Consider the following 24,717-nt stretch of genomic DNA (forward strand, 5'->3'; position numbering starts at 1 on the left):
ATGAATACCCTGACCCGCCCCCTCACCTGGATCGCAGCCGCTGCCCTGACCGTGGCCAGCCTGCCGGCCATGGCGCTGGAACCGTTCAAGGCGGATTACCTGGCCAGCTACATGGGCATGCAGGCCAACGGCACCATGACCCTGGCCAGCGAAGGCAGCAACAAATGGCGCTACAGCCTGCAGGTGAAGAACCAGCTGGCCGACCTCAGCCAGAGCACGGTGTTCGAGGAAGTGCGTGGCCAGCTGCGTCCGCTCAGCAGCCAGGACCGTTCGGCGCTGCTGGTGAAGAAGCGCAACGTGCAGGCCAACTACAACTGGACCAGCAACCAGGCCACCTGGACCGGCGACATCAAGCCGGACCGTGCGGGCCCCATCGCGCTGAAAGCAGGCGACATGGACGCGCTGCTGATCAACCTGGCGATCGCCCGTGACCTGGCCGCCGGCAAGCCGCTGACCTATCGCATGGTGGACGAAGGCCGGATCAAGAACATGACCTACCGCGTGATCGGCAAGGAATCGATCACCGTGGCCGGCAAGAGTTACGAGGCGACCAAGGTCTCGCGCGCCGACGGCAACAAGGAGCTGATCGCCTGGATCGTGCCGGACTTCCCGGTGCCGGCGCGCATGCTGCAGCGTGAGAGCGGCCGCGATGCGCTGGACCTGACCATCAAGGCGATGAACTGAGTGCCGGGGTCGGATCCCATCCCCTCGGGGATGGGCTCTGACCCCGGTTGTGTGGCTGGGGTCAGAGCCCTTTCCGATGGAAAGGGCTCCGACCCCGGGCCCCGCGAAAAGAAAACGCCCGCTTTCGCGGGCGTTTTTCTTACTTCTTTTCCTCGGCCGCCGCCGGCTTGAACTCGGTGCGGCAGTCCACGCGGATCTGCTCGCCGGTGCTGCGCCAGACAAAGGTGCGGCAGTGACGGTTGCCGTCCTGGCTGTCGTTCACCGCGACCGCATAGAACGACTCGATGATTTCATCACGCGAGACCGTGCCGTCGCCGTTCCAGTCCATGTCCTTCTGCTCGATGCCCTGGGTGATGGCGATGTTGGCGTACCAGGCATAGCCCAGCCACGCCAGCACGATCAGCACCAGGGCCAGCAGCGCCTTGCGACGCGGGCTGAACTTGCCGCGCAGGATCATGGCACGCGCCGGATGGTGGCGCCGAGCGAAGACAGCTTCTCTTCGATGTTCTCGTAGCCACGATCAAGGTGGTAGATGCGGTCGATGGTGGTATCGCCGCTGGCCATCAGGCCGGCCAGGATCAGCGAGGCCGACGCTCGCAGGTCGGTCGCCATCACCGGTGCGCCGCTCAGGTGCTCGCTGCCACGCACGATGGCGGTGTGGCCTTCAACCTGGATGTCCGCGCCCAGGCGCAGCAGTTCGTTGACGTGCATGAAACGGTTCTCGAAGATCGTTTCGTTGATCACGCCCACGCCGTCAGCCACGCAGTTGAGTGCCATGAACTGCGCCTGCATGTCGGTCGGGAATGCCGGGTACGGCGCGGTGGTCAGGTTGACCGCCTTCGGCCGCCGGCCCTGCATGTCCAGGGTGATGCTGTCGTCGGTGGTCTCGATCTTCGCACCGGCCTCGACCAGCTTGGACAGCACCGCGTCCATGGTGTTCGGGCGCGCACGGTTGACGGTGACCTTGCCACCGGTCATCGCCGCGGCCACCAGGAAGGTGCCGGTCTCGATGCGGTCGGGCAGCACTTCGTGGCGGCCACCGGACAGGCGCTCGACGCCCTCGATCACCAGGCGGGCGGTGCCCAGGCCTTCGATCTTCGCGCCCAACGCGATCAGGCAGTGCGCCAGGTCGGTCACTTCCGGTTCCATCGCGCAGTTGTCGAGGACGGTGGTCCCTTCAGCCAGCACCGCGCCCATCAGCACGTTCTCGGTGCCGGTGACGCTGACCATGTCGAAGGTGAAGTGGCCACCCTTCAGGCGCTTGGCGCTGGCCTTGATGAAGCCGTTCTCGACCACGATCTCGGCGCCCAGCGCCTGCAGGCCCTTGATGTGCTGGTCGACCGGTCGCGAGCCGATCGCGCAGCCGCCCGGCAGCGACACTTCGGCGGCGCCGAAGCGGGCCAGCAGCGGGCCCAGCACCAGGATCGAGGCGCGCATGGTCTTGACCAGCTCATACGGTGCGACGTGCTGGTTGACCGGACGCGGGTCGACCACGATCGCGCTGCCGCGCGACAGCGTGCCCTGGTCGATGGTGACCTTGGCGCCCAGCTCGCCAAGCAGCTTCACCGTGGTGACCACGTCGTGCAGGTGCGGCACGTTGGTGATCTCCACCGGCTCATCGGCCAGCAGGGTCGCGCAGAGAATGGGGAGGACGGCGTTCTTGGCGCCGGAGATGCTCACTTCACCGTGCAGCGCAGCGCCGCCGGTCACAACGATCTTGGCCATGTATTCGGGATCTTCTGCGGTTCAGCCGGCTTCGGCCGGGGTCACGGTTTTCAGCGCCAGCGCGTGGATCGCGCCGCCCATCAGGTCGCCCAGGGTGGCATACACCATGCGGTGGCGGGCCAGCGGCATCTTGCCGGCAAAGGCCTCGCAGACCACGGTCGCTTCGAAATGCACGCCATCGTCGCCCTGCACGTCGGCGCGGGCGCCGGGCAGGCCGGTTTCGATCAGATTGCGGATGGTGTCGGCGTCCAACGGGCTTTCCTAATAAAATGTGGGTCCATTCTACTTCCGCTGCGTGGCGTCCGCATGGCCGAATCCCTGTTGCCCCCCCGTTCCGTCGACCCTGCCGGCCTGGTTGCCAGTGGCCGCCGCGTGTTCGAGATCGAGCGGCAGGCCCTGGATGCCGTGGCCGACCGCCTCGGCGAGGCCTTCCAGCAGGCCTGCCAGGCGATCCTGGCCAGCCGCGGGCGGGTGGTTGCCACCGGCATGGGCAAGTCCGGGCATATCGCGCGCAAGATCGCCGCCACCCTGGCCTCTACCGGTACGCCGGCGTTCTACGTGCACCCCGGTGAAGCCGGCCACGGCGACCTGGGCATGATCACCGAGGACGACGTCGTGCTGGCCCTGTCCTACTCGGGCGAATCGGACGAGGTGCTGATGCTGCTGCCGGTGCTCAAGCGCCAGGGCAACCTGCTGATCTCCATGACCGGCCGCCCGCAGTCCAGCCTGGCCACCGCCGCCGACATCCATCTGGACGTGAGCGTGCCGGCCGAGGCCTGCCCGCTGGCGCTGGCACCCACTTCCAGCACCACCGCCTCGCTGGCGATGGGCGATGCACTGGCCGTGGCCCTGCTCGATGCACGTGGCTTCACCGCCGATGACTTCGCCCGCTCGCACCCGGCCGGCAGCCTCGGCCGTCGCCTGCTGCTGCACATCACCGACGTCATGCACACCGGCGACGACCTGCCCAGCGTGGGCGCCGACGCCAGCCTCAGCGAGGCGCTGGTGGAAATGAGCCGCAAGCGGCTGGGCATGACCGCCGTGGTTGACGCCGACGGCGTGCTGATCGGGCTGTTCACCGACGGCGACCTGCGCCGTGCGCTGGACAGCGCGCTGGATGTGCGCACGGCGAAGATCGCCGACGTGATGACCCGCAACCCGCGCACCATCGGCGCCGACCAGCTGGCGGTCGAGGCCGCCCGCCTGATGGAGACCCACAAGATCACCGGCCTGATCGTGGTTGATGGCCAGGGCCGCGCGGTTGGCGCGCTGAACATTCATGACCTGTTGCGGGCCCGGGTGGTTTAACCGACAGTCCGTAGACCCCATTCAGTCTGTAACGCCGCACCCGCCCATAACGAGCCTGCCGCCCTGATGCCCTGGTCCCCCCTGCCCGCCTTCCCCGCCCACCTGCATGCCGCTGCGGCCCAGATCCGCCTGGCCTGCTTCGACGTGGACGGCACCCTCACCGACGGTCGGCTGTACTACGACAAGGACGGCAACGAGAGCAAGGCGTACTTCGTGCAGGATGGCCTGGGCCTGAAACTGCTGCAGCAGCACGGTATCCACCCCGTGCTGATCACCGCGCGCAACAGCCAGTCCGCGCTCAAGCGCGGCGCCGACCTCGGCATCGACACCCAGATCGCCGTGGGCGACAAGCTGGCCAGCGTGCAGGCGCTGTGTGCGCAGCACGGGATCGGCCTGGAACAGGTGGCGTTCATGGGCGATGACCTGCCCGATCTGGCGCCGCTGGGTGCGGTCGGCCTTGCGGTGGCCCCGGCCAATGCCCATCCGTGGATCGCCGAACGCGTGCATTGGCAGACCCGCGCCGAGGGTGGCCGTGGCGCCGCGCGCGAGCTGTGCGACATCCTGCTGGCCGCCCAGGGCCGCGCGGATGCGGTGCTGGCGAGGTTTGGCGCATGAACCTGCCCACCTTGAACTGGCGCACCGTGCTCGGCATCAGCCTGCTGCTGGCCGCCCTGCTGAGCAGCTGGGCGGCGCTGCGCAACCGCGACAAGGGTCCAGCCACGGGGGGCCAGGAAATCGGTGTGGATTACATCCTGCATGACTTCCAGATCGTCGCCCTGGATGAGCACGGCAAGGAATCGACCACCCTGCGCGCACCGCGGCTGGAGCGCCAGCGCGGCGACCAGACCATCAACATTGCCACCCCGCTGTTCGAGATGCCGGACAAGGATGGCAAGCACTGGACGCTGCGTGCCGAGACCGGCTGGCTCAGCGCCAAGGGCGACGAGATGAAGCTGCGCGGCAAGGTTGCCGGCGACAGCCCGGCGGGCCCGGGCGTGGTGCCGACCACCTTCCGCACCGACCACCTGGACGTGTTCCCGAAGGAGAACCGCGCCCGTACCGACGCCCTGGTGACCATGACCCGCCCGGGCATGGAACAGTCCGGCGTCGGCTTCGAAGTGGATTCGAAGAACAACACGTATCATTTCCTCAGCCAGTCCAAGGGCCGTTACACGCCCAGACGCTGATTCCGCCGCCAGCCCGCGACGTCTCCGGACAGGCGCAGGGCCGGCAGCCCCACCCTCCGCCCCCGGCCCGCCCGGCAGGCCCCCACCGGTAGAACGGACCCCGATGAAGATTCCCTTTGCCGCCGTACTCGCGCTCGGTCTTCTTGTCCCCAGCGCCGCCTTCGCCAAGTCCACCGACCGCAACGAAGACATGCACATCGATTCCGGCGCCCAGTCCGGCATGCTCACCGGCGACGGCAAGACCGTGCTGTCGCAGGGCGTGATCATCACCCAGGGCACGCTGGACCTGCGTTCGTCCGAGGCCGAGATCTACCTCAAGGACGGCGAGGCCGTGCGCGTGGTCTTCACCGGCAAGCAGGCCAAGATGAAGCAGCAGCTTGATGACGGCACCTGGATGGATGCGCTTGCTGATCGCATCGACTACGACATCAAGACCGAGATCATCACCCTGACCGGCAACTACAAGGTCACCAGCGCGCGCGGCACCAATGCCGGCCAGCGCATGGTCTACAACACCCGCACCGGCGAGATGAACTCCGGTGGTGACGGCAGCCGCGTGCGTACCGTCATCCCGCCGAAGAACAAGACCCCGGCCGCGCCTGCGGCACAGCCCAAGGCCACCACGCCGGCACAGCCGGCCGGGAGCAGGAAGTAATGCTCGTCGCCAAGGGCCTGCGCAAAAAGTACAAGCAGCGCGAAGTGGTCAAGGACTTCGGGCTGACCCTCGATGCGGGTGAAGTGGTCGGCCTGCTCGGCCCCAACGGTGCCGGCAAGACCACCTGTTTCTACATGATCGTCGGTCTGGTGGCCGCCGATGCCGGTAGCATCGTGCTCGACGGCAAGGACATCACCGGCGACCCGATGTACACCCGCGCCAAGCAGGGGGTGGGCTACCTGCCGCAGGAACCGTCGGTGTTCCGCAAGCTTACCGTGGCCGACAACATCCGCCTGGTGCTGGAACTGCGCGAGGACCTGGACTCGGCCGGCCGCGAGCGCGAATTGAACGGCCTGCTCGACGAACTGCAGCTGGGCCATGTCGCCGACCAGCTCGGCGCCAGCCTGTCCGGTGGCGAACGCCGCCGCTGCGAGATCGCCCGCGCACTGGCCGCACAACCGCGCCTGATCCTGCTCGACGAACCGTTCGCCGGTGTCGACCCGATTTCGGTCGGCGAGATCCAGCGCATCGTCACCCACCTCAAGCAGCGTGGCATCGGCGTGCTGATCACCGACCACAACGTGCGCGAGACCTTGGGTATCTGCGACCGCGCGTATATCCTCGCCGAGGGCAGCGTGCTGGCCCAGGGTTCGCCGGAGGCGATCCTGGACAACGCCGATGTACGCCGCGTCTACCTCGGGGATTCCTTCAAGCTGTGAAGCAGTCGCCGGGGCCCTTTCCTTCCTTTCGGCACAGGCATGAAGACTCGGCTGCAGACATCGTTGGGACAGCAACTGGTGCTCACGCCCCAGTTGCAGCAGGCGATCAAGCTGCTGCAGATGTCGGCCACCGAACTGGAGCTGGAGATCGCGCAGGCAGTGGAAAGCAACCCACTGCTGGACTGGGCCGACAGCAACGACGGCAGCGCCGCCAATGAAGGCAGCGATGGCAACGACAACGAAGCGCCTGCAGAGCGCAGCGATGAGGGCGACGACTGGGCGCCGACCGAACTGGACTGGACGACGACCGGCAGCGGTGGCAGCTTCGATGATGACGACGACAATGGCAGCGCTGCCGAGCGCGTAGCCGAAACCGAAACACTGGCCGACCATCTGCTGTGGCAGCTGCATCTGTCGCATCTGTCCTCGCGTGATCGCAGCATCGGTGCCGCACTGATCGATGCACTGGACGACGACGGTTACCTGCGCGAACCGCTGGCCACCATCGCTGAAACCCTGTTGCCGGCGATCCACGCCGACGATGACGAGATCCTCGCCGTGCTGCATCGCATCCAGCGCTTCGATCCGGTGGGTGTGGCCGCACGCACGCTGGGCGAATGCCTGCTGCTGCAGCTGGATGTGCTGGCCGGCGACACGCCCGGCCTGCTCCTGGCGCGACAGATTGCCGCAGGACCCTTGGAACGTTTGCCGCGCAGCGGCGTCGCCGGGCTCGCCCATGAGTTGAAGCTGCCGCTGGACGAGGTCGAGACTGCCGTGGCGCTGCTGCGCTCGCTGGACCCGCGCCCGGGCACGCAGATCGCGCCGCTGTCGCAGGACACCTACGTGGTGCCGGATGTGGTGGTGTGGCGGCAGAACGGCGTATGGCGCGCAGCGCTGGCCGCGCATGCCGGGCCGAAGGTGGTGATCCACCGCGGCTACGAACAGCTGATCCGACGTTGTGGCGACGCCGATGCCGGCTACCTGCGTGCCCAGCTGCAGGAAGCGCGCTGGCTGCTGAAAGGGCTGCAGCAGCGTGGTGACACCCTGCTGCGCGTCGTGCGCAGCCTGATCCTGCAGCAGGCCGGCTTCCTCGAATTCGGCGAGCAGGCGCTGCGTCCACTGACCCTGCGCGAGATCGCCGCCGAGCTCGGCCTGCACGAATCCACGGTCTCGCGCGCGATCGCCCGCAAGCACGTGCGTACCCCGCGAGGCACCCTGCCGCTGCGCGCCTTCTTCGCCTCGGGCATCGATACCGAGAGCGGTGGCGAGGCGTCCAGCACCGCCATCCAGGCGATGATCCGGCGCCTGATCGACGACGAGAACCCGCGCAAGCCGCTTTCTGACGCCAAGCTGGCTGACCTGCTCAAATCGTCGGGAATTCCAGTAGCGCGACGCACCGTGGCGAAGTATCGTGAAGCCATGAACATTTCCGCCTCGCACGAAAGGGTCAGAATCGCTTGACGCGCCGCCGCGCCCGGCGGAGAGGTTCATTGGCACATCCGAACACAGGAGAAACCCGATGCGCATCGAAACGTTTGGCAAAGATGTCGAAGTCACCCCGGCCCTGCAGTCCTATGTTGAGGAGAAGCTGGCCCGGATCGGAAAGCACTTCGACCAGCACTGCGAAGCGCGGGTGACCCTCAAGCTGCAGAAGACCGAACACCACGTCGACGCCAGCCTCAACATTCCCGGCCAGACCCTGCACGCCGAGGCCAATGCCCAGACCATGTATGCCGCGATCGACCTGCTTGCGGACAAGCTTGACCGTCTGGTGATCAAGCACAAGGAGAAAAAACAGCAGCACGCACCGCTGCCGGTGGGCGACAATGGTGGCTGATCGCCACCGTTCCCCGCAGACATGCCCCTGACTGACCTCCTGGCGGCCGTGCAGACCCAGCTCTGCACGGCCACCGACCGTGACAGCGTCCTGCAGGCCGCCGCCGGGTTGCTGGCCTGCCGCCAGGCCAACGCCGAACAGATCTATCTGAACCTGTGCCAGCGCGAAGCGCTGGGCAGCACCGCCATCGGCCACGGCATCGCCATTCCCCACGGCCGCGCGCCAACCCTGGACCGCCCCCGCGGCGCTCTGCTGCGGTTGGCCACCCCGGTCGATTTCGGTGGCGAGGAGCCGGTGGACCTGGTGTTCGCGATGGCCGTCCCCGCCCACTACACCCACCAGCACCTGATGCTGCTGTCCGAGCTGGCCGAGCTGTTCTCGGCGCCGGACATCCGCCAGGCCCTGCGCGAAGCGGGCGATGCCCGGGCGCTGCGCAAGGCGCTGGACATGACCCCACCTGCGAGTGCCGCATGAATACCAGCATCACCGCCCGTGAACTGTTCGAACAGCAGCGCGAGCGGCTGGGACTGCGCTGGGCTGCCGGCAAGTCCGGCGAGAAGCGCGAGCTGGAGGCCGGCAACACGGTCTCGCGGCGCCCCTCGCTGGCCGGCTACCTCAATGCCATCTATCCCAACAAGGTGCAGATCCTGGGCACCGAGGAACTGTCCTGGCTGGATGCGCTGGAACCGCGCCAGCGTTGGGAGACCATCGAAAAGATCATGCAGTCGCACCCGCTGGCGCTGGTGCTGACCCGCAACCAGGCCTGCCCGGAAGACCTGCGCGCTGCCGCGGACGAATCCGGCACGCCATTGTGGCTGTCGCCCAAGCGCGGCCACGAACTGCTCAACCACCTGTCCTACCACCTGGCGCGGACGCTGGCGCCGCGGGTGATCCTGCATGGCGTGTTCATGGAGATCTATTCCATCGGCGTGCTGATCACCGGCGAAGCGGGATCCGGCAAGAGCGAACTGGCGCTGGAACTGCTCAGCCGTGGCCATCGCCTGGTGGCCGACGATGCTCCCGAATTCACCCAGATCGCACCCGATGTACTCGATGGCACCTGCCCGGAGCTGCTGCAGGACCTGCTGGAAGTGCGCGGCCTGGGCGTGTTGAACGTGCGCGAGATGTTCGGCGACACGGCTGTAAAGAAGAACAAGTACCTTCGGCTGATCGTCCACCTGACCAAGCCGATGACCGAACCCACCCCGCATGGCTACGAGCGCCTGACCGGCGATTCGGGCACCCGCCATGTGCTGGACCTGGACGTACCGCTGATCACCCTGCCGGTGATGCCCGGCCGCAACCTGGCCGTGCTGACCGAGGCGGCCACCCGCCTGCACATCCTGCGCACCAAGGGCATCGACCCGGCAGCCATGTTCATCGCCCGTCACAGCAACCTGCTGGAACGGCGAACACCCTGATTTCCCTGCCCTTCGAAGAGCCTGTCCATGAGCACCGTCACCCCCTCCGCCCCGACCCTGATCATCGTCAGCGGCCTGTCCGGCTCGGGTAAATCCGTCGCCCTGAAGACCTTCGAGGACCAGGATTACTACTGCTCGGACAACCTGCCGATCAATCTGCTGCCCGACTTCGTGCGCAGCCTGTTGACCAACCACGACGGCAGCGCACCACGGCGTCTGGCCGTAGGCATCGACGTTCGCGGCCAGGCCGACCTGAGCCAGCTGGGCGACTGGCGGCAGCTGGCGGCCGACGCCGGCGTGGACGTGAAGGTGCTGTTCTTCGAGGCCAGCGACGAGACGCTGCTCAAGCGCTACGCCGACACCCGCCGCCGCCATCCGCTGAGCCAGCTGGGCCTGTCGCTGCCTGAAGCCATCGCCCGCGAACGCGAGTTGACCGCACCGCTGCGCCGCGAGGCCGATGCGGTGATCGACACCAGCAGCCTCAACGTGCATCAGCTGCGGCGGCGGATCATCACCGAGTTCACGATGGACCATGCCACCGGCCTGTCGCTGCTGTTCGAATCGTTCGCCTACAAGCGCGGCGTGCCGGCCGAGGCGGACTTCGTGTTCGATGCGCGGGTGCTGCCCAATCCGCACTGGGACCCGGACCTGCGCGCGCTCAGCGGTCGCGAACCGGGTGTACGCGACTACCTGGAAGCGCAGCCGGACGTGCAGCGCTACCTGGCCCAGCTGATGGACTTCCTCGATACCTGGCTGCCGAAGCTGGGTGATGGCACCCGCAGCTATGTGACAGTGGCGTTCGGCTGCACCGGCGGCAAGCACCGGTCGGTGTTCCTGGCCGAGCGCCTGGCCCGGCATGCCCGCGAGATGGGCTGGGAAGACGTGGCGACGTACCACCGCGAACAGGATTGAGGGGGTCGGCCGGGCTGCGCCCGGCACCCGCCGATAGTGCCGGCCGCTGGCCGGCAACAGCAACAGCAACAGCAACAGCAACAGCAGGAGCGGCATCCCGTGGGATGGCGGGGCGGTGTGGGTCTGCAGGACACGTCGTGAACCCGTTCCTAGGGGCTCGATGGCGCCATCCATGGCGCCAACGGTCCTGCAGACCCACACCGCCCCACCTCTGGCAGATTTCTGCTGCGGGTGGGTGTCGACCCTGGTCGACACGATGGATCCACGCCTGCGTGGATGAATCGCTGTCAGGCATCGAAAAACGGATGGGGTCGGATCTCTTTCTCAACGGAAAAGGCCTCCCTGGGAGCAACGCTGAATACGGGACACAGTGCCCCTCTCCTGCTGCTATCGCCAATTCACCTTGACCTGTTAACGTGCAGTAATGACCTGTGGCATTCTCCTCGTAACACATCCCGGGGTCGGGACCGCCCTGCTTGACGTGGCGACCCGGCTCCTGCGGCAGTTGCCGCTGAAAACCGAAGCTTTCGAAGTACCGTTCGACGCAGACCTGGACGCCCTGCTCCCGCTCGCCTCGGCCGCCCTGCGGCGGGTTGACGGGGGTGATGGTGTGCTGATCCTGACCGACCTGTACGGCGCCAGCCCCGCCAACCTTGCCGGGCAGCTGGCCCGGCTGGGGACCCCGGTTCGCCGGGTGTCGGCGCTGAGCCTGCCGATGTTGCTGCGGGTGATGAATTATCCGGAACAGGGACTGGATCAACTGCCCGCCACAGCCGCGGCGGGTACCCGTAATGGAGCGATAGTCGACGATGCTTGAACGAGAACTCACAGTCAGCAACCGCCTGGGCCTGCATGCCCGGGCCACCGCCAAGCTGGTGCAGACCCTGGCGCCGTTCCGCTGCAACGTGACCATGGCCGCCAAAGGCCGTGAGATCAACGCCAAGAGCATCATGGGCGTGATGCTGCTGGCCGCCGGCCAAGGCACCCCGGTCACCGTGCGGATCAACGGCGAGGACGAAGCCGCCGCGATGGAGGCGGTGGTCGGCCTGTTCGAACGCCGTTTCGACGAGGACAGCTGAGCGTGCCACGCGCACGCGCCAGCCAGGTCCCTTCCGGCCAACGGCCGGTACAGCTGCTGGCCGGCCACGGCGCCGCGCGCGGAACGGCGATGGGCCGGGCACGCGTGCGACTGCCGCATGCGCTGGAGGTGGCCGAGCAGCGCGTGGCCGCCCACCAGGTCGAGGCCGAACTGGCGCGCCTGCACCGGGCGCTGGATGCCGCGCGTACGGAAATGCACGAGCTGCGCCAGCGCCTGCATGGCGCCCTGAACCAGGAAGTGGGCGAGTTCCTCGACCTGCACGCGCTGCTGCTGGACGACCCCGAGCTGCTGTACGGCCTGGACGAGCTGATCCGCAGTGGCCCGTACAGCGCCGGCTATGCCTTGCGCCTGCAGCGCGACCGCCTGGCCAAGGTCTTCGATGGCATGGACGATGCCTATCTGAAGAGCCGCATGGACGATCTCGACCATGTGATCGGGCGCATCCACGCCTTCCTGCAACCCGAACGGCCGTCGGCAGTGAAAGGCCTGGCCGGCGAGATCCTGGTCTGTGACAACATCGCGCCCTCCGAGCTGGCGCAGCTGCAGGCACAGGGCGTAGTCGGCATCGTCACGGCCGCCGGCAGCGCGCTGTCGCACAGCGCGATCCTGGCGCGCAGCCTGCACCTGCCCCTGATCGTCAACGTGCCGCAGCTGCTCAGCCGCATCGCCGATGGCGATGTGCTGATCATCGATGGCGCCGACGGCAGCATCACCGTCAACCCGCAGGCCGACAACCTGCGGGACTACCGCGTCCGGCTGAAGGAACATGCGCGCGAGCAGCGCGAGCTCGGCCGCCTGCGCAGCAAGCCCAGCCGTACCCGCGACCAGGTCGACATTGCCCTGCTGGCCAATGCCGAATCGCTGGAAGACGTGACCCAGGCGCATGCACTGGGCGCGCAGGGGCTCGGCCTGTACCGCACCGAATTCCTGTTCCTGCAGCGCAATGAGCTGCCGGACGAAGAAGAGCAGTTCCAGACCTACCGCGATGCCGCGCTGGGCATGAGCGGGCGGCCGGTCACCATACGCACGCTGGACCTGGGCGCGGACAAGGCCGACCGTACCGGCCTGACCCTGAGCAACGAAGAGAACCCTGCACTCGGCCTGCGCGGGGTGCGCCTGTCGCTGGCACGGCCGAAAGTGGCCGACACCCAGCTGCGCGCGATCCTGCGCGCGTCTGCATACGGCAAGCTGCGCGTACTGGTGCCGATGGTCAGCACCCGCGAGGAGCTGCTGGCCGTGCGCCGTCACATGCTCAAACTGACCGAACAGCTGCGCGGCGAAGGGCACATGGTGTCCGACCACGTACCGCTGGGCGCGATGATCGAAGTCCCCGCCGCTGCGCTGGCGCTGGAGAGCTTCATCGACCTGGTCGATTTCCTGTCGATCGGCACCAACGATCTGGTGCAGTACCTGCTGGCTGCCGACCGCAACAACGAGGCGCTGGGCGAGTTGTATTCACCGCTGCACCCGGCCGTGCTGCGGCTGCTGCAGATGGTGATCGAGACCGGCGCGCGTCACCGCATCCCGGTGGCGGTCTGCGGCGAGATGGCCGGTGATGCCCGGATGACCCCGCTGCTGCTGGCGCTGGGCCTGAGCGAGTTCAGCCTGCACCCGGGTACGTTGCTGGAGGTACGCCGCGCGATACGCGAAGCCGATCTGGGTGCGCTGCGCGCGCGCGCGCCGAAGCTGCTGGCCGCGCGCGACCGCCGCGCGATCGAACGCTGGCTGGCACTGGTGGCGGATGCGCCCTGAGCGCCAAGGGTAGTGCCGGCCGCTGGCCGGCAGCCTACCCATCGAAGACCAAGAGGTTGCCGGCCAGCGGCCGGCACTCCCGCCACCCGGCGGCTATGCGTTGAAACATCGCCTTGCGATAATGACGCGCTGAACACCCCTGTTGCCGCATCCTTGCCGGGATCGCGGCTTTTCTTATCCCCGCGGGAGCTGCGATGGCTGAAGCTGTACGCCACGACAAGACTGCGCGCCAACTGCGGATGCTGTCCGATGCACTGGACAGCGGCCGGCTGGGCCCGGTGCGTCGCCTGGTCAACACCCTGGCCCCGGCCGAGATCGGCAACCTGCTCGAATCGTTGCCGCCGGGCAAGCGCGAGGTGGTGTGGGGACTGGTTGATCCGGAAGACGACGGCGAGGTGCTGGTCCACGTCGGCGACGACGTGCGCGAAAGCCTGCTCGCGGACATGGACCCGGACGAGATCATCGCCGCGGTCGAAGACCTGGACATCGACGATCTGGCCGACCTGGTCGAAGACCTGCCGGACACGGTCATCGACGAAGTCCTCAAGTCGATGGACCGCGAGAACCGCGAGCGCCTGGAACAGGTCCTGTCCTATCCCGAGGACAGCGCCGGTCGCCTGATGAATCCGGACGTGGTGACCGTGCGCGCCGACGTCAATGTCGACGTCGTGCTGCGCTACCTGCGCCTGCGCGGTGAACTGCCCGACCACACCGACCACCTGTTCGTGGTCAGCCGCCGCCATCAGTACCTCGGCCGCGTGTCGCTGGCGGCACTGGTGACCCACGAGGACACCACCCCGATCAATCGCCTGATCGACGACGAGCAGCCAGCCATCGACGTCGGCGAGAGCGACCAGGAAGTCGCCCGCCAGTTCTCCGACCATGACTGGATCTCCGCGCCAGTGGTGGATGACAACAACATCCTGATCGGTCGCATCACCATCGATGACGTGGTCGACATCATCCGCGGCCAGGCCGAGCACCAGGCGCTGGGCGCCGCCGGTCTGGACGAGGACGAAGATCTGTTCAGCCCGGTCTGGCGCGCGATGCGCCGCCGCCTGATGTGGCTGTCGGTGAACCTGTGCACGGCCTTCCTGGCCTCCAGCGTGGTCGGCCACTTCGAAGGCACCATCGACAAACTGGTGGCGCTGGCGGTGCTGATGCCGATCGTGGCCGGCCTCGGCGGCAACGCCGGTACCCAGGTGCTGGCACTGATGGTGCGCGGCCTGGCGCTGGGCCAGGTGGGCGCCTCCAACGCCCGCACCCTGCTGTGGAAGGAAGTACGGGTCGCGCTGTTGAACGGCGTGATGCTGGGTTCGGTGCTGGGCCTGATCGTGCTCGCCTGGTTCCACTCGCCCGGGTTGTCGGCAGTGATCGCCATCGCGTTGACCTGCAACCTGTTGTTTGCTGCGTTGGCCGGCGTGCTGGTGCCGTTGACGCTGAAGCGCTTCGGCTTCGACCCGGCGCTGGCCAGCGGCATCTTCCTCACCGCCGTGACCGATTCGATGGGCTTCTTCACCTTCCTCGGCCTGGCCACCCTGGTGCTGCTGCACTGACCGTCTCGCGGGTCGGATCCCCGCTGCGCGGCGCTCTGACCCGATCCCAACTGGATCCCCCCATGGCAACGACAATCGAAAACTACTTCCAGCCCGGCTGGCGCGACCAGCAGCACACCTGCCCGGCCTGCGAATGGAAGGGCAGCTCGCGTGCCATGGAAATGGAACTTGACGAGGACGCCACCGAGTACGCCTGCCCGGTCTGCGAGAACCCACTGCTGGTGGTCCTGCACCCGGACATTGCGCAGGTGCAGGCCGCCGCCGCCGAAGGCAATACCGAGGCACAGGAGCAGTTGGAGATCATCGCCAGCTTCCCGCGCCCGCAGTGACGCGGCGCACGATGCCGGGCCGACGTCGGCGGACTACGATGCAGGCGATCTCGCCGCTTCGGAAAATCCCATGGTCCGTTTGCTGTCGCGCTGGCTGCCACTGCTGGCCCTTCTGATGATGAGCGGTTGCACTTCGCTGCCGGACAGCGCGCGTGGCCGCTTCGAAGCACGTGCGGTGAAGGTGGACGGGCAAACGGCGTACTACCAGGTGTTCATTCCGGCCGGCGTGCAGGCCGCCGCTCCCACCCACCTTCCGGTCGTCCTGTTCCTGCACGGCTCGGGCGAGCGCGGCGCCGATGGCGTCAAGCAGACCCACGCCGGGCTGGGGCCTTACCTGCGCGCGCATCCCGATTTCCCCGCCCTGGTGGTGTTCCCGCAGGTACCGGGCCACGAGGAATGGAGCGGCCGCAACAACCGTGCGGCAGTGGCCGCGCTGGACGCGACGATCGCTGAATTCGGCGCCGACCCGGCGCGGCAATACCTGACCGGCATGTCGATGGGCGGCTATGGCAGCTGGAACATCGCATTGGATGACCCACGCCGCTTTGCCGCGATCGTCCCCGTGTGCGGCGCGGTGCTCGCCCCGCGTGCGGTACGCCCGACCCTGTTCGTCGAGCAGGTCGCGCACGAAGCGGACCCGTACGCGGTGATTGCCCAGCGCCTGCAGCACACGCCGATCTGGATCTTCCACGGCGCACTGGATGACGTGGTGCCGCCGGACGACGACCGCAGACTGCATGCCGCATTCCAGCGCGCCGCCGCACGCGACGTGCGCTACACCGAATACCCGGAAGGCAACCACAATGCCTGGGACGCCACCTACGCCGACCCGGCAATGTGGGAATGGCTGTTCGCGCAGAAGCGCTGAACCACGACATCCGGCGGGTACCCACCAAGGCTGGAGCCTGGTCTGGTAGGTGCCACCCTGGTTAGAGCCAGGTTTGGGTAGATGCCCCATCAAGGTTATGGTTGGAGCCTGGTTTGGGTAGATGCACCATCGAGGTTATGGTTGGAGCTTGGTTTGGGTAGTGCCCACCAGGGTTGAAGCCTGGTTTCGGTGGGTGCCAACCTTGGTTGGCACTATCTGTCCGCACCCATGAACTACGCCCTGGCACCGGAACCTTCGAGTTCCCACTCACACCACGCATGCGGGTACTCACCAAGCTGCGTTGCCAGCCTCGCCCTGATCGGATTCGCCATCAAATACATTGCGTGCCGGAACAGTGATTCATCAGAGCGGAACGCGTGATCGTGATAACAGGACTGCCAGAAGCGCCCCGCCCTGCCCAGTACCCGGTTTGCGTGCACGGCCGTACGCGATTTGAAGCGCTTCATGACAACGTCGAGCGATGCCGCGCGCAGCTGCATCAACCAGTGGACGTGATCCGGCATGACCACGTAGGCGATCGAACGGGTCAGACCTTCCAGATCCAGACGCTGGAACTCCTGCATGGCGGTAACCGCAACGGTGTCATTGGCGAACAGAGCCGCCCGGCCATGTACGTTCGTCGTGAGGATGTAGCTCTGGCCGATGCTGGAATGACGGCCCAGCAGGAGGCGGGTGCTGTTCATGCAGAAGAGCATGGGCGGGCGCATGTTCCCTGAACATAGGGAAATCACCTTCGCCCGGGTAGGCCAGTGCCAACCAAGGTTGGCACCCACCACACCTGCAGTGTCAACCAAGGTTGACACCTACCTCACCCGGGTGGTCAGCCCAGCAGGGTTTCCAGCACGGCCATGCGCACGGCGACGCCGTTGGCGACCTGGCGCAGCACCCACGACTGCGAGCCGTCGGCCACCTCGTCGGTCACTTCCACGCCGCGGTTGATCGGGCCCGGGTGCAGCACCGCGGCATCCTTGCCCGCGCGCGCCAGGCGTTTGTTGGTCAGGCCGTACTGCGCATGGTACTGCTCCAGCGACGGCACCAGGCCTTCTTCCATGCGCTCGCGCTGCAGGCGCAGCATCATCAGCGCATCGACGCCTTCCAGCATCGCGTCGAAATCATCGCCGACCACGCAGCCCTTCAGGGTCTCGTCGTCCGGCAGCAGCGACTGCGGGCCACACACGCGGATCTCGCCCACGCCCAGCGTGCGCAGCGCATGCAGGTCGGTACGGGCCACGCGCGAGTGCTTCACGTCGCCGACAATCACGACTTTCAGCTTCGAGAAATCCGGGCCCTTGGCCTGGCGCAGGGTCAGCATGTCCAGCAGGCCCTGGGTCGGGTGCGAACTGCGGCCGTCACCGGCATTGATCAGCGCGGTGCCCTCGCCTGCCGCATCGGCCAGTGCGGCCACGGCGCCGTCATCGGGGTGGCGCACCACGAAGCCGCGCACGCCCATCGCTTCCAGGTTGCGAAGCGTGTCGCAGGCGGTCTCACCCTTGCGGGTAGAGGACGTCGAGGCGTCGAAATTCAGCACGTCCGCCCCCAGCCGCTGCGCGGCCAGCTGGAACGAACTGCGAGTGCGCGTGGACGGTTCGAAGAACAGCGTGCACACCGCCGAACCGGCCAGCACGTGGCGCTTGTTGCCGACGCGGCCGACTGCGGCATCGCGGATCTGCCCTGCGCGGTCGAGCAGCTGCAGCAGCGTTTCGCGCGGCAGGCCCTCCAGGGTCAGCAGGTGGCGCAGGCGTCCGGAGGCATCGATTTGCTGGGCGGTCATGGCGGTGTCGGGCAGTCAGGGAATGGGGGTGGCGTCGTCCGGCGACGACAGCCAGCGATCAATGATCACCGCTGCGGCGACGGCATCGAGGGCAGCCGCATCACGGCGGCGCTTGCGCCCTTCGGCGCGCTCGACGGCGAAGCGGCGTGCGGCCTCGACCGAACTGGAACGCTCGTCGATCATCACCACCGGCAGCTTGAAGCGCTCCCGCAGCTGGCGGGCGAAGCCCTGCGCGCGCTTGCGGTTGGGCTGGTCCTGGCCGTCCAGGGTCAGCGGGTCGCCGACCACCAGGCCGTCGGGCTTCCATTCCTTGAGCAGGCGTTCGATCGCGGTCCAGTCCGGGCCGTTGCCGTGCACATCGACCACGGCCACCGCGCGCGCATGCGCGGCGAAGGCACTGCCGATGGCCACGCCGATCCGTCGCGAGCCGACATCGAAACCCAGAACGGTGCCATCACGGCGGATCGCCGGGGCAGCAGAATCCGGCGCGGGCGTGATGGGCTCAGACATGGCCGCTGTAGTCGGTCAGCCGGAACAGGTCCACGCCGATGCGCGAGGCCGCACCCTGCCAGCGCTGCTCCAGCGGCAGCTGGAACACCAGCTCGGCATCGGCCGGCACGGTCAGCCAGCTGTTCTCGGACAGCTCGCTTTCCAGCTGCCCTGCGCCCCAACCGGCACAGCCGAGGGTGACCACGGCATTGGCCGGGCCTTCGCCGCGCGCCATCGCTTCGAGGATGTCGCGCGAGGTGGTCAGGTACAGGCCGTCGCCCACGGTCAGGCTGGAATCCCACGCCCGCGCGTCGTCATGGATGACGAAGCCGCGCTCGGGATGCACCGGGCCGCCGTTGAGCACCATGCGCGCCTGCAGGTCGCCATCACCGGTGGTGATGTCCATCTGTGCAAGCACTTCACCCAGCGTGTACTCGGAAGGCTGGTTGACCAGCACACCCATCGCCCCGTTCTCGTCGTGCTGGCAGATCAGCGCGACGCTGCGGGCGAAGGTCGCGTCGAGCAGCGACGGCAGCGCGACGAGCAGGTGATCGGCAAGGGAGGTCGGCGTTACAGGCATGGTCCTATTCTACCTGCTGGGGGCGGGATGGTCGCGCGATGGCGTCGAACAGCGATGGGCTAGGATGGTGCTTTGCCATGGAAGGTCATCGATGCAGTCTTCAACGCCCCTGACCCTGCCGGCACGCAGCGCCATCGTCCTGCTTGCCCTGCTGCAGGGCCTGATGCTGTATGCCGCGCAGGAACTGTCCGACGCGTGGCCGTTCCGCGATATCGGCTGGCGCTACTGCTGGTACGCCTGGGTGCTGGCCATTCCCAGCGCGGTGGCGCTGAGCCTGGTGGAGCTGGGCCAGCGCCGCCTGTGGCTGCAGGCCGTGCTCGGCTCGACGGTGGTGCTGGCGCTGGCCGCCTGGATCGGCTGGAACCTCAATGGCGAGACCGCGCTGGAGTCGAGCGCGCTGCAGCTTCCGTTGACCCTGGGCATCGCCGTGGCGGTGTTCGTGGTCCTGCCCTGGTGGCAGTTCCAGCTGCAGCACGGGCACTGGCGTGCCAGTTACCCCGAGCTGTTCGAGCGCGCCTGGCAGAATGGTTTGACCCTGGCCTTGGCGGCACTGTTCACCGGGCTGACCTGGCTGCTGTTGTGGCTGTGGTCGGCGCTGTTCCAGCTGCTCGACGTGACCGTCTTCCGCGACCTGTTCCGGCAGGACGCGTTCATCGCACTGGCCACCGGCAGCCTGGCCGGGTTCGGCGTACTGATCGGGCGCACCCAGCACCGCGCCATCCAGATCACCCGCCAGGTGCTGTTCGCGATCTGCCGTGGGCTGTTGCCGCTGCTCTCGTTCATCGCCGTATTGTTCGTGCTGAGCCTGCCGCTTACCGGGCTGGAACCGTTGTGGAAGACCCGCTCGGCCGCCGGCCTGCTGCTGGTGCTGTCGCTGCTGCTGGTGACGTTCACCAATGCGGTCCACCAGCAGGGGGAAGACAGCGCCCCCTACCCGCTGCTGCTGCGCCGGCTGGTTGAAGCCAGCCTGCTGGCGCTGCCGGTCTACGCCGCACTGGCGCTGTACGCACTGGGGCTGCGCGTGGTGCAGTACGGCTGGACCGTGGACCGGTTCTGGGCGGTACTCGTCGCAGTGGCCGTGGCCGGCTATGCCGTGGGCTACGCGCTGGCGGTGCTGCGCCGGCATCGCCGCTGGTTGCAGATGCTGGAGCCGGTCAACCGCTGGATGTGCTGGGCGGTGCTGGCACTGGCATTGCTGGGCAACTCGCCGCTGCTGGACCCGGTGCGACTGACCCTGTCCAGCCAGCTGGCGCGCCTGCGTGCGGACCCGCCCGCGATCACCAGCAGTGACGTCAACGTGCTGCGCTTCGATCTTGGCCACCGCGGCGTGCGGGCGCTGCGCGAGCTGCAGCGTGATCCAGCCATCACCGCCGATGCCAACGCGCCACAGGTGATCGCTGCCGCGCTGGCGCGTACCTCGCGCTGGGATGACGGCCACCGCCTCGACAAGGGGCCGCAGGACGTCGTCGCCCTGCAGCGCGCGTTGAAGCTGGCCAAGGGATCCAGCTCGCCACCGGACGATTGGTGGCAGGCACTGGCCACGCGCGCGATCGATGGCGAATCCTGCGCCCAGAGCGAGCGCGACTGCCTGATCGTGCATCGCGACCTGGACGGCGATGGCACTGGCGAAGTGCTGCTGTGCGAGCTGTACACCCACCGTGGGCCGGACTGCGTGCTGTACGCACGTGGCAGGGATGCCCACTGGCGCCGGGCCGGTTCGCTGTTCGGCACCGTCAGCGGCCAGGCCGAGACGATCAACCAGGCCCTGCGTGACGGCAAACTCACGCTCGTGCCACCGCGCTGGCCGATGCTGTCCATCGGCGGGCACCCTGCGCTGGCCATCGATCCCGAATCCGAATCCGAACCCGAATCCAACGAGCCTTCCCCATGAGCGGCTACTGCCTCATCGCCCCGGGCCATCCGGTGCACGACTACTACCACGCCAACGAGTACGGCTTCCCGCAGCGTGACGAGCGCGAGCTGTTCGAACGGCTGGTGCTGGAGATCAACCAGGCCGGCCTGAGCTGGGAAACGATCCTGAAGAAGCGCGAGGGCTTCCGCACGGCCTATGACGGCTTCGATGTGGACCGCGTGGCGGCGTACGCCGAGCAGGACATCGAGCGCCTGCTGTCGGACGCGGGCATCATCCGCAACCGGCTGAAGGTGCTGGCGGCGATCCACAACGCGCAGGTGATCCAGCAGCTGCGGGCCAGCCACGGCAGCTTCGCGTCGTGGCTGGATGCGCACCACCCGCGCAGCAAGGCCGACTGGGTGAAGCTGTTCAAGAAGACCTTCCGCTTCACCGGCGGCGAGATCACCGGCGAGTTCCTGATGAGCCTGGGCTACCTGCCCGGTGCGCATGCCGAGGACTGCCCGGTGCATGCGCGACTGCTGACGCTGTCGCCGCCGTGGCTGAAGTCCGCCGCCCGCTGATGGATATCCGCCGGGCATGGCCCGGCGTTACTACGCGTGGGTTCCGGTAGTGCCGGCCGCTGGCCGGCAACCCCGTTGAACGGTCACACGCCCATGTAGCGGCCGGGGCGGTGGTTGAACATCAGCACCAGGCTGAGCACCACCGCGCCGATGGCCGAGTACAGCACCTTCGACGGCGACAACACGAAGAACGCGGCCACCATCAGGCAGGCGTCGTAGGACATCTGCACCTTGCCCGCGCTCCAGCCACGGGTGCGCTGCAGGTACACCGCCAGGATGCCGATGCCGCCGAGACTGGCACGATGGCGGATGAAGAACAGGATGCCCAGGCCGGACAACGCACCGCCGACGATCGCCGAATACAGCGGGTTGATGTGCGAGAAGTCGATCCAGCGCGGCAGCAGGTCGGTCAGCACGCCACAGGCGGTGACCGCAGCGAAGGTCTTCAGGGTGAATTCCCAGCCCATGCGCCGCAGCGCCACCCAGTAGAACGGCAGGTTGACCAGCACGAACACCAGGCCGAAGTTCCAGCCCATCGCGTAGTGCAGCAGGAACGCCATGCCCGCCATGCCGCCGATCATCAGCCCGCCCTTGGCGAAGATGGCCAGGCCCAGCGAGGCCACCATCGTGGCCAGCACCATGCCCTGCACGTCCTCGGCGATCGAGTGGCGCAGCGCTTTTTCGTCGGCGGTGGTGCCGGCGCTGTCGGGCGGCGGGGTCAGCGGACCGGCGGTGACCAGGTGGCCGTCAGCGTCGTCGCACGGCGCGGGGCCATGGGAGGGAAGGGACATACGGGTGGGGAACAGCAGGTGGGGAGCGGTATTAGACACGATCTGCATGACAGTTGCAGATGAAATCGTTCAGCTGAATGCGCCCCGCACTATCTCCTGCCCGCCGCTGCTCAGCCCTTGCCGGCCAGATGGTGCGCCACCAGCGCGTTGGCATGGCCATGGCCCAGCCCATGCTCACTTTTCAGGAAGCTGACCAGTTCCATGTGTTTCAGGCCCTTCTTCCCGGCCAGCAGCCCGAACCAGTGCGCCACCGGCTGCCCGTAGGTCTTCTCGATGGAGGGGAAATACGAGGCCGGGCCTTTGGGCTTTTCAGTGCTCATGCGGAAGCTCCTTGCGTTGGATGTACCGGTACGACGAACAGGGGAGCCGGAAATCGACAGGTCCGTTCAATCCGGGAGCCGTATCATCCCGTCATGCCCCGCGAAAACCTCAACGACCTGCAGGCCTTCGTCCACGTTGCCTGCGAGGGCAGCTTCACCAAGGCCGCCGCCCAGCTGGGCGTGTCCCAGTCCGCGCTCAGCCATGCCATGCGCGGCCTGGAACAGCGCCTGGGCGTGCGCCTGCTGACCCGCACCACCCGCAGCGTGTCCACCACCGAAGCCGGTGCCCGCCTGCTCGACACCCTGGGCCCGCGCCTGGCCGAGATCGAGGACGGACTGGCCGCGCTGGCCGAATACCGTGAACGCCCGGCCGGCACCATCCGCATCAATGCCACCGGCCATGCCGCCGAGTACATCGCCTGGCCACGGCTGGCGCCGCTGCTGCAGCAGTATCCGGATCTCAAGGTGGAACTGACCGCCGACTACGGGCTGGCCGACATCGTGGCCGAGCGCTACGACATCGGCATCCGCCTCGGCGAGCGCCTGGCGCGCGACATGGTCGCCGTGCCGATCAGCCCGCCGCTGCGCATGCGCGTGGTCGGCGCACCCAGCTACTTCCGCCAGCATGTGGTGCCACGGCATCCGAACGAGCTGGCAGGCCACAACTGCGTGACTCTGCGCCTGCCCACGCATGGCGGGCTGATGCCGTGGGATTTCGGCCAAGACGGCAACGAACTGAGCGTACGCGTGAGCGGCCAGTGGACCTTCAACACCATGGGCATGACCCGCGCCGCTGCGCTGGCCGGCAGCGGACTGGCCTGGCTGCCGGAAGACCAGGTGCAGCCGATGCTGGACGATGGCCGCCTGCAGTCGGTACTGGACGACTGGTGCCCGCACTTCGATGGCTACTACGCGTACTACCCGTCGCGCCGCCACGTCACGGTGGCGATGCGCACGGTGCTGGATGCGCTGCGCGGGCCGATGGCTGGATGAGGTGTGCGGACCAACGGTCCGCACCCACCTCGGTCCGCACCCGGTGATCAGCCCTTGGCCTGGGCCGCACGCTGTGCGTTGTAGCGCTCACCGACGATCGACACTTCATCCAGCGCCTGCGCGATGCGCTGCAGTTCTTCCGGCGCCAGCTGCAGGTCAGCCGCACCCAGGTTCTCTTCCAGGCGGTGGATCTTGGTGGTGCCCGGAATCGGCACGATCCACGGCGCCTGCGCCAGCAGCCAGGCCAGCGCCACCTGCGCCGGGGTCGCGCCGCGTGCTGCAGCAATCGTACTGATGCGATCCACCAGCGCCTGGTTGGCGCGGCGGGCGTCCACTTCGAAGCGCGGCACGCTGTTGCGGAAATCGTTGGCGTCGAAGGTGGTGTCGGCGTTGATCGCGCCGGTCAGGAAGCCACGGCCGAGCGGACTGAACGGCACGAAGCCGATGCCCAGTTCCTGCAGGGCCGGCAGCAGTTCGCGCTCCGGTTCACGCCACCACAGCGAATACTCGCTCTGCACGGCAGCCACCGGCTGCACCGCGTGCGCACGGCGCACGGTGGTGGCGCTGGCCTCGGACAGGCCGAAGTGGCCGACCTTGCCCTCGGCGATCAGGTCGCGCACGGTGCCGGCCACGTCCTCGATCGGCACGTTCGGGTCGACACGGTGCTGGTAGAACAGGTCGATATGGTCGGTGCGCAGGCGCTTGAGACTGGCTTCGGCCACGGCGCGGATGTTCTCGGGGCGGCTGTCCAGGCCGGTATCGGTGCGCGCATCCTTGAAGCCGAACTTGGTGGCGATCACCAGCTTGTCGCGGTAAGGCGCCAGGGCCTCGCCGAGCAGGTCTTCATTGGTGTACGGGCCGTACACTTCGGCGGTGTCGAAGAAGGTCACGCCGCGTTCAACGGCGGCGTGCAGCAGGGCGATGCCCTGGCTGCGCTCGGCCGGCTGGCCATAGGCATGGGTCAGGCCCATGCAACCCAGGCCCAAGGCGGAGACCTTCAGGCCGCTGCGGCCGAGTTCACGTGTCTGCATCGTGATGCTCCAGAGGGGGAACGCTGACGATACGCCTGCAGGGGCCGCCGATTGAATGGGCAGCATTGCAGTTGGTCATGACTGGAATTCATCAATCGCCAACGCGCCCGGTAGAGTCGACTGTTAGTTGTGATCTCTCGGTAGGTTGTTCATCCGGGGCATCTTTGGAAAATGGTGGTTACCACACCTATCCAGTCCCCAAAGAGCCCGGATGAACCACCATAAAAATGCCCGTT

30 protein-coding genes are annotated in these 24,717 nt (G+C 67.3%); 20 read left to right on the forward strand and 10 right to left on the reverse strand.

The window, feature by feature from the left end; genetic code table 11:
• Positions 1-684, forward strand: coding sequence for a DUF3108 domain-containing protein (locus H4O10_RS13295; protein WP_005408399.1), 684 nt, complete (start codon positions 1-3; stop codon positions 682-684).
• Positions 685-823: 139 nt separating this feature from the next.
• On the opposite strand, the gene H4O10_RS13300 is transcribed toward H4O10_RS13295, so the two are convergent.
• The 3 genes from H4O10_RS13300 to H4O10_RS13310 are packed head-to-tail and all read right to left on the reverse strand — an operon-like array spanning position 824 to position 2,661.
• Complete coding sequence (locus tag H4O10_RS13300) at positions 824-1,141, reverse strand: hypothetical protein (protein ID WP_032957609.1); 318 nt, start codon at positions 1,139-1,141, stop codon at positions 824-826.
• A complete protein-coding gene (gene murA, locus H4O10_RS13305; RefSeq protein WP_005408397.1) occupies positions 1,138-2,409 on the reverse strand; it encodes a UDP-N-acetylglucosamine 1-carboxyvinyltransferase in 1,272 nt (423 codons plus the stop codon). The genes H4O10_RS13300 and murA overlap by 4 nt, the downstream gene beginning before the upstream one ends.
• A 21-nt stretch (positions 2,410-2,430) precedes the next feature.
• The gene (locus tag H4O10_RS13310) at positions 2,431-2,661 is read right to left on the reverse strand and encodes a BolA family protein (protein WP_005408396.1); all 231 of its coding nucleotides are present in this window, start codon (positions 2,659-2,661) and stop codon (positions 2,431-2,433) included.
• A gap of 54 nt (positions 2,662-2,715) precedes the next feature.
• On the opposite strand from H4O10_RS13310, the gene H4O10_RS13315 reads away from it, so the two are divergent.
• The 16 genes from H4O10_RS13315 to H4O10_RS13390 all read left to right on the forward strand — a co-directional run bounded on the left by H4O10_RS13315 (position 2,716) and on the right by H4O10_RS13390 (position 16,052).
• Positions 2,716-3,717: a KpsF/GutQ family sugar-phosphate isomerase gene (locus H4O10_RS13315; RefSeq protein WP_033835544.1), complete on the forward strand. Its 1,002-nt coding sequence runs from the start codon at positions 2,716-2,718 to the stop codon at positions 3,715-3,717.
• A 66-nt stretch (positions 3,718-3,783) separates the two neighbouring features.
• The gene (locus H4O10_RS13320) at positions 3,784-4,332 is read left to right on the forward strand and encodes an HAD hydrolase family protein (protein WP_005408394.1); all 549 of its coding nucleotides are present in this window, start codon (positions 3,784-3,786) and stop codon (positions 4,330-4,332) included.
• Entirely contained in the window at positions 4,329-4,904 is a 576-nt protein-coding gene (lptC, locus tag H4O10_RS13325; protein ID WP_012479345.1) for an LPS export ABC transporter periplasmic protein LptC, read from the forward strand. Before H4O10_RS13320 ends, lptC begins: the two co-directional genes overlap by 4 nt.
• A gap of 103 nt (positions 4,905-5,007) precedes the next feature.
• Entirely contained in the window at positions 5,008-5,559 is a 552-nt protein-coding gene (gene lptA, locus H4O10_RS13330; RefSeq protein ID WP_005408392.1) for a lipopolysaccharide transport periplasmic protein LptA, read from the forward strand.
• Positions 5,559-6,278 carry an LPS export ABC transporter ATP-binding protein gene (gene lptB, locus H4O10_RS13335; RefSeq protein WP_005408391.1) on the forward strand — a complete coding sequence of 240 codons (720 nt, stop codon included), beginning with the start codon at positions 5,559-5,561 and terminating at the stop codon, positions 6,276-6,278. Before lptA ends, lptB begins: the two co-directional genes overlap by 1 nt.
• A 39-nt stretch (positions 6,279-6,317) precedes the next feature.
• A complete protein-coding gene (locus H4O10_RS13340) occupies positions 6,318-7,739 on the forward strand; it encodes an RNA polymerase factor sigma-54 (RefSeq protein WP_049452375.1) in 1,422 nt (473 codons plus the stop codon).
• Positions 7,740-7,797: 58 nt separating this feature from the next.
• Entirely contained in the window at positions 7,798-8,115 is a 318-nt protein-coding gene (gene raiA / locus H4O10_RS13345) for a ribosome-associated translation inhibitor RaiA (protein WP_004147311.1), read from the forward strand.
• Positions 8,116-8,136: 21 nt separating this feature from the next.
• Positions 8,137-8,589, forward strand: a complete 453-nt coding sequence (locus tag H4O10_RS13350) for a PTS sugar transporter subunit IIA (protein WP_033835541.1) — start codon at positions 8,137-8,139, stop codon at positions 8,587-8,589.
• Positions 8,586-9,536 (forward strand): HPr(Ser) kinase/phosphatase, encoded by a 951-nt coding sequence (hprK, locus tag H4O10_RS13355; protein WP_005408388.1) that lies wholly within the window; start codon positions 8,586-8,588, stop codon positions 9,534-9,536. The genes H4O10_RS13350 and hprK overlap by 4 nt, the downstream gene beginning before the upstream one ends.
• A gap of 27 nt (positions 9,537-9,563) precedes the next feature.
• On the forward strand, positions 9,564-10,448 hold the full coding sequence (gene rapZ, locus H4O10_RS13360) for an RNase adapter RapZ (protein ID WP_033835540.1): 885 nt from the start codon (positions 9,564-9,566) through the stop codon (positions 10,446-10,448).
• 424 nt (positions 10,449-10,872) lie between these two features.
• The gene (locus H4O10_RS13365; RefSeq protein ID WP_005408386.1) at positions 10,873-11,265 is read left to right on the forward strand and encodes a hypothetical protein; all 393 of its coding nucleotides are present in this window, start codon (positions 10,873-10,875) and stop codon (positions 11,263-11,265) included.
• Positions 11,258-11,527: an HPr family phosphocarrier protein gene (locus tag H4O10_RS13370; protein WP_005408385.1), complete on the forward strand. Its 270-nt coding sequence runs from the start codon at positions 11,258-11,260 to the stop codon at positions 11,525-11,527. The genes H4O10_RS13365 and H4O10_RS13370 overlap by 8 nt, the downstream gene beginning before the upstream one ends.
• Positions 11,528-11,529: 2 nt before the next feature.
• Positions 11,530-13,299 (forward strand): phosphoenolpyruvate--protein phosphotransferase, encoded by a 1,770-nt coding sequence (ptsP, locus tag H4O10_RS13375; RefSeq protein ID WP_111118602.1) that lies wholly within the window; start codon positions 11,530-11,532, stop codon positions 13,297-13,299.
• Positions 13,300-13,493: 194 nt separating this feature from the next.
• On the forward strand, positions 13,494-14,855 hold the full coding sequence (mgtE, locus tag H4O10_RS13380; RefSeq protein WP_005408383.1) for a magnesium transporter: 1,362 nt from the start codon (positions 13,494-13,496) through the stop codon (positions 14,853-14,855).
• A 62-nt stretch (positions 14,856-14,917) separates the two neighbouring features.
• Entirely contained in the window at positions 14,918-15,184 is a 267-nt protein-coding gene (locus H4O10_RS13385) for a hypothetical protein (protein ID WP_049454189.1), read from the forward strand.
• 70 nt (positions 15,185-15,254) lie between these two features.
• Positions 15,255-16,052 carry a prolyl oligopeptidase family serine peptidase gene (locus H4O10_RS13390; RefSeq protein WP_033834838.1) on the forward strand — a complete coding sequence of 266 codons (798 nt, stop codon included), beginning with the start codon at positions 15,255-15,257 and terminating at the stop codon, positions 16,050-16,052.
• 233 nt (positions 16,053-16,285) lie between these two features.
• Here H4O10_RS13390 and H4O10_RS13395 read toward each other — a convergent pair whose 3' ends face one another.
• The 4 genes from H4O10_RS13395 to H4O10_RS13410 form a co-directional block, all read right to left on the reverse strand.
• The gene (locus tag H4O10_RS13395) at positions 16,286-16,756 is read right to left on the reverse strand and encodes a transposase (RefSeq protein WP_049454193.1); all 471 of its coding nucleotides are present in this window, start codon (positions 16,754-16,756) and stop codon (positions 16,286-16,288) included.
• 137 nt (positions 16,757-16,893) lie between these two features.
• The gene (locus H4O10_RS13400; RefSeq protein ID WP_049403275.1) at positions 16,894-17,844 is read right to left on the reverse strand and encodes an aspartate carbamoyltransferase catalytic subunit; all 951 of its coding nucleotides are present in this window, start codon (positions 17,842-17,844) and stop codon (positions 16,894-16,896) included.
• Between the two features lie 15 nt (positions 17,845-17,859).
• Positions 17,860-18,354, reverse strand: a complete 495-nt coding sequence (gene ruvX, locus H4O10_RS13405; protein WP_005408378.1) for a Holliday junction resolvase RuvX — start codon at positions 18,352-18,354, stop codon at positions 17,860-17,862.
• Positions 18,347-18,913, reverse strand: coding sequence for a YqgE/AlgH family protein (locus H4O10_RS13410; protein ID WP_005408377.1), 567 nt, complete (start codon positions 18,911-18,913; stop codon positions 18,347-18,349). The genes ruvX and H4O10_RS13410 overlap by 8 nt, the downstream gene beginning before the upstream one ends.
• 91 nt (positions 18,914-19,004) lie before the next feature.
• Between H4O10_RS13410 and H4O10_RS13415 the strand changes: the two genes are divergently transcribed.
• Both H4O10_RS13415 and H4O10_RS13420 read left to right on the forward strand, forming a co-directional pair.
• Positions 19,005-20,804 carry a DUF4153 domain-containing protein gene (locus H4O10_RS13415; protein ID WP_049454187.1) on the forward strand — a complete coding sequence of 600 codons (1,800 nt, stop codon included), beginning with the start codon at positions 19,005-19,007 and terminating at the stop codon, positions 20,802-20,804.
• Positions 20,801-21,346: a DNA-3-methyladenine glycosylase I gene (locus H4O10_RS13420; protein WP_033834834.1), complete on the forward strand. Its 546-nt coding sequence runs from the start codon at positions 20,801-20,803 to the stop codon at positions 21,344-21,346. The genes H4O10_RS13415 and H4O10_RS13420 overlap by 4 nt, the downstream gene beginning before the upstream one ends.
• Positions 21,347-21,429: 83 nt before the next feature.
• Here H4O10_RS13420 and H4O10_RS13425 read toward each other — a convergent pair whose 3' ends face one another.
• Together H4O10_RS13425 and H4O10_RS13430 are read right to left on the reverse strand one after the other, a co-directional pair.
• Positions 21,430-22,137, reverse strand: coding sequence for a YitT family protein (locus H4O10_RS13425; RefSeq protein ID WP_014036228.1), 708 nt, complete (start codon positions 22,135-22,137; stop codon positions 21,430-21,432).
• Positions 22,138-22,247: 110 nt separating this feature from the next.
• A complete protein-coding gene (locus H4O10_RS13430) occupies positions 22,248-22,457 on the reverse strand; it encodes a DUF4287 domain-containing protein (protein ID WP_005412490.1) in 210 nt (69 codons plus the stop codon).
• A gap of 93 nt (positions 22,458-22,550) precedes the next feature.
• On the opposite strand from H4O10_RS13430, the gene H4O10_RS13435 reads away from it, so the two are divergent.
• A complete protein-coding gene (locus tag H4O10_RS13435; RefSeq protein ID WP_049454184.1) occupies positions 22,551-23,450 on the forward strand; it encodes a LysR family transcriptional regulator in 900 nt (299 codons plus the stop codon).
• Positions 23,451-23,497: 47 nt separating this feature from the next.
• Here H4O10_RS13435 and H4O10_RS13440 read toward each other — a convergent pair whose 3' ends face one another.
• Positions 23,498-24,481 (reverse strand): aldo/keto reductase, encoded by a 984-nt coding sequence (locus H4O10_RS13440; RefSeq protein WP_049454182.1) that lies wholly within the window; start codon positions 24,479-24,481, stop codon positions 23,498-23,500.
• Between the last annotated feature and the right edge of the window lie 236 nt (positions 24,482-24,717).

The organism is Stenotrophomonas sp. I18B00994, assembly GCF_014145825.1.
Taxonomy (GTDB): Bacteria; Pseudomonadota; Gammaproteobacteria; order Xanthomonadales; family Xanthomonadaceae; genus Stenotrophomonas; species Stenotrophomonas maltophilia.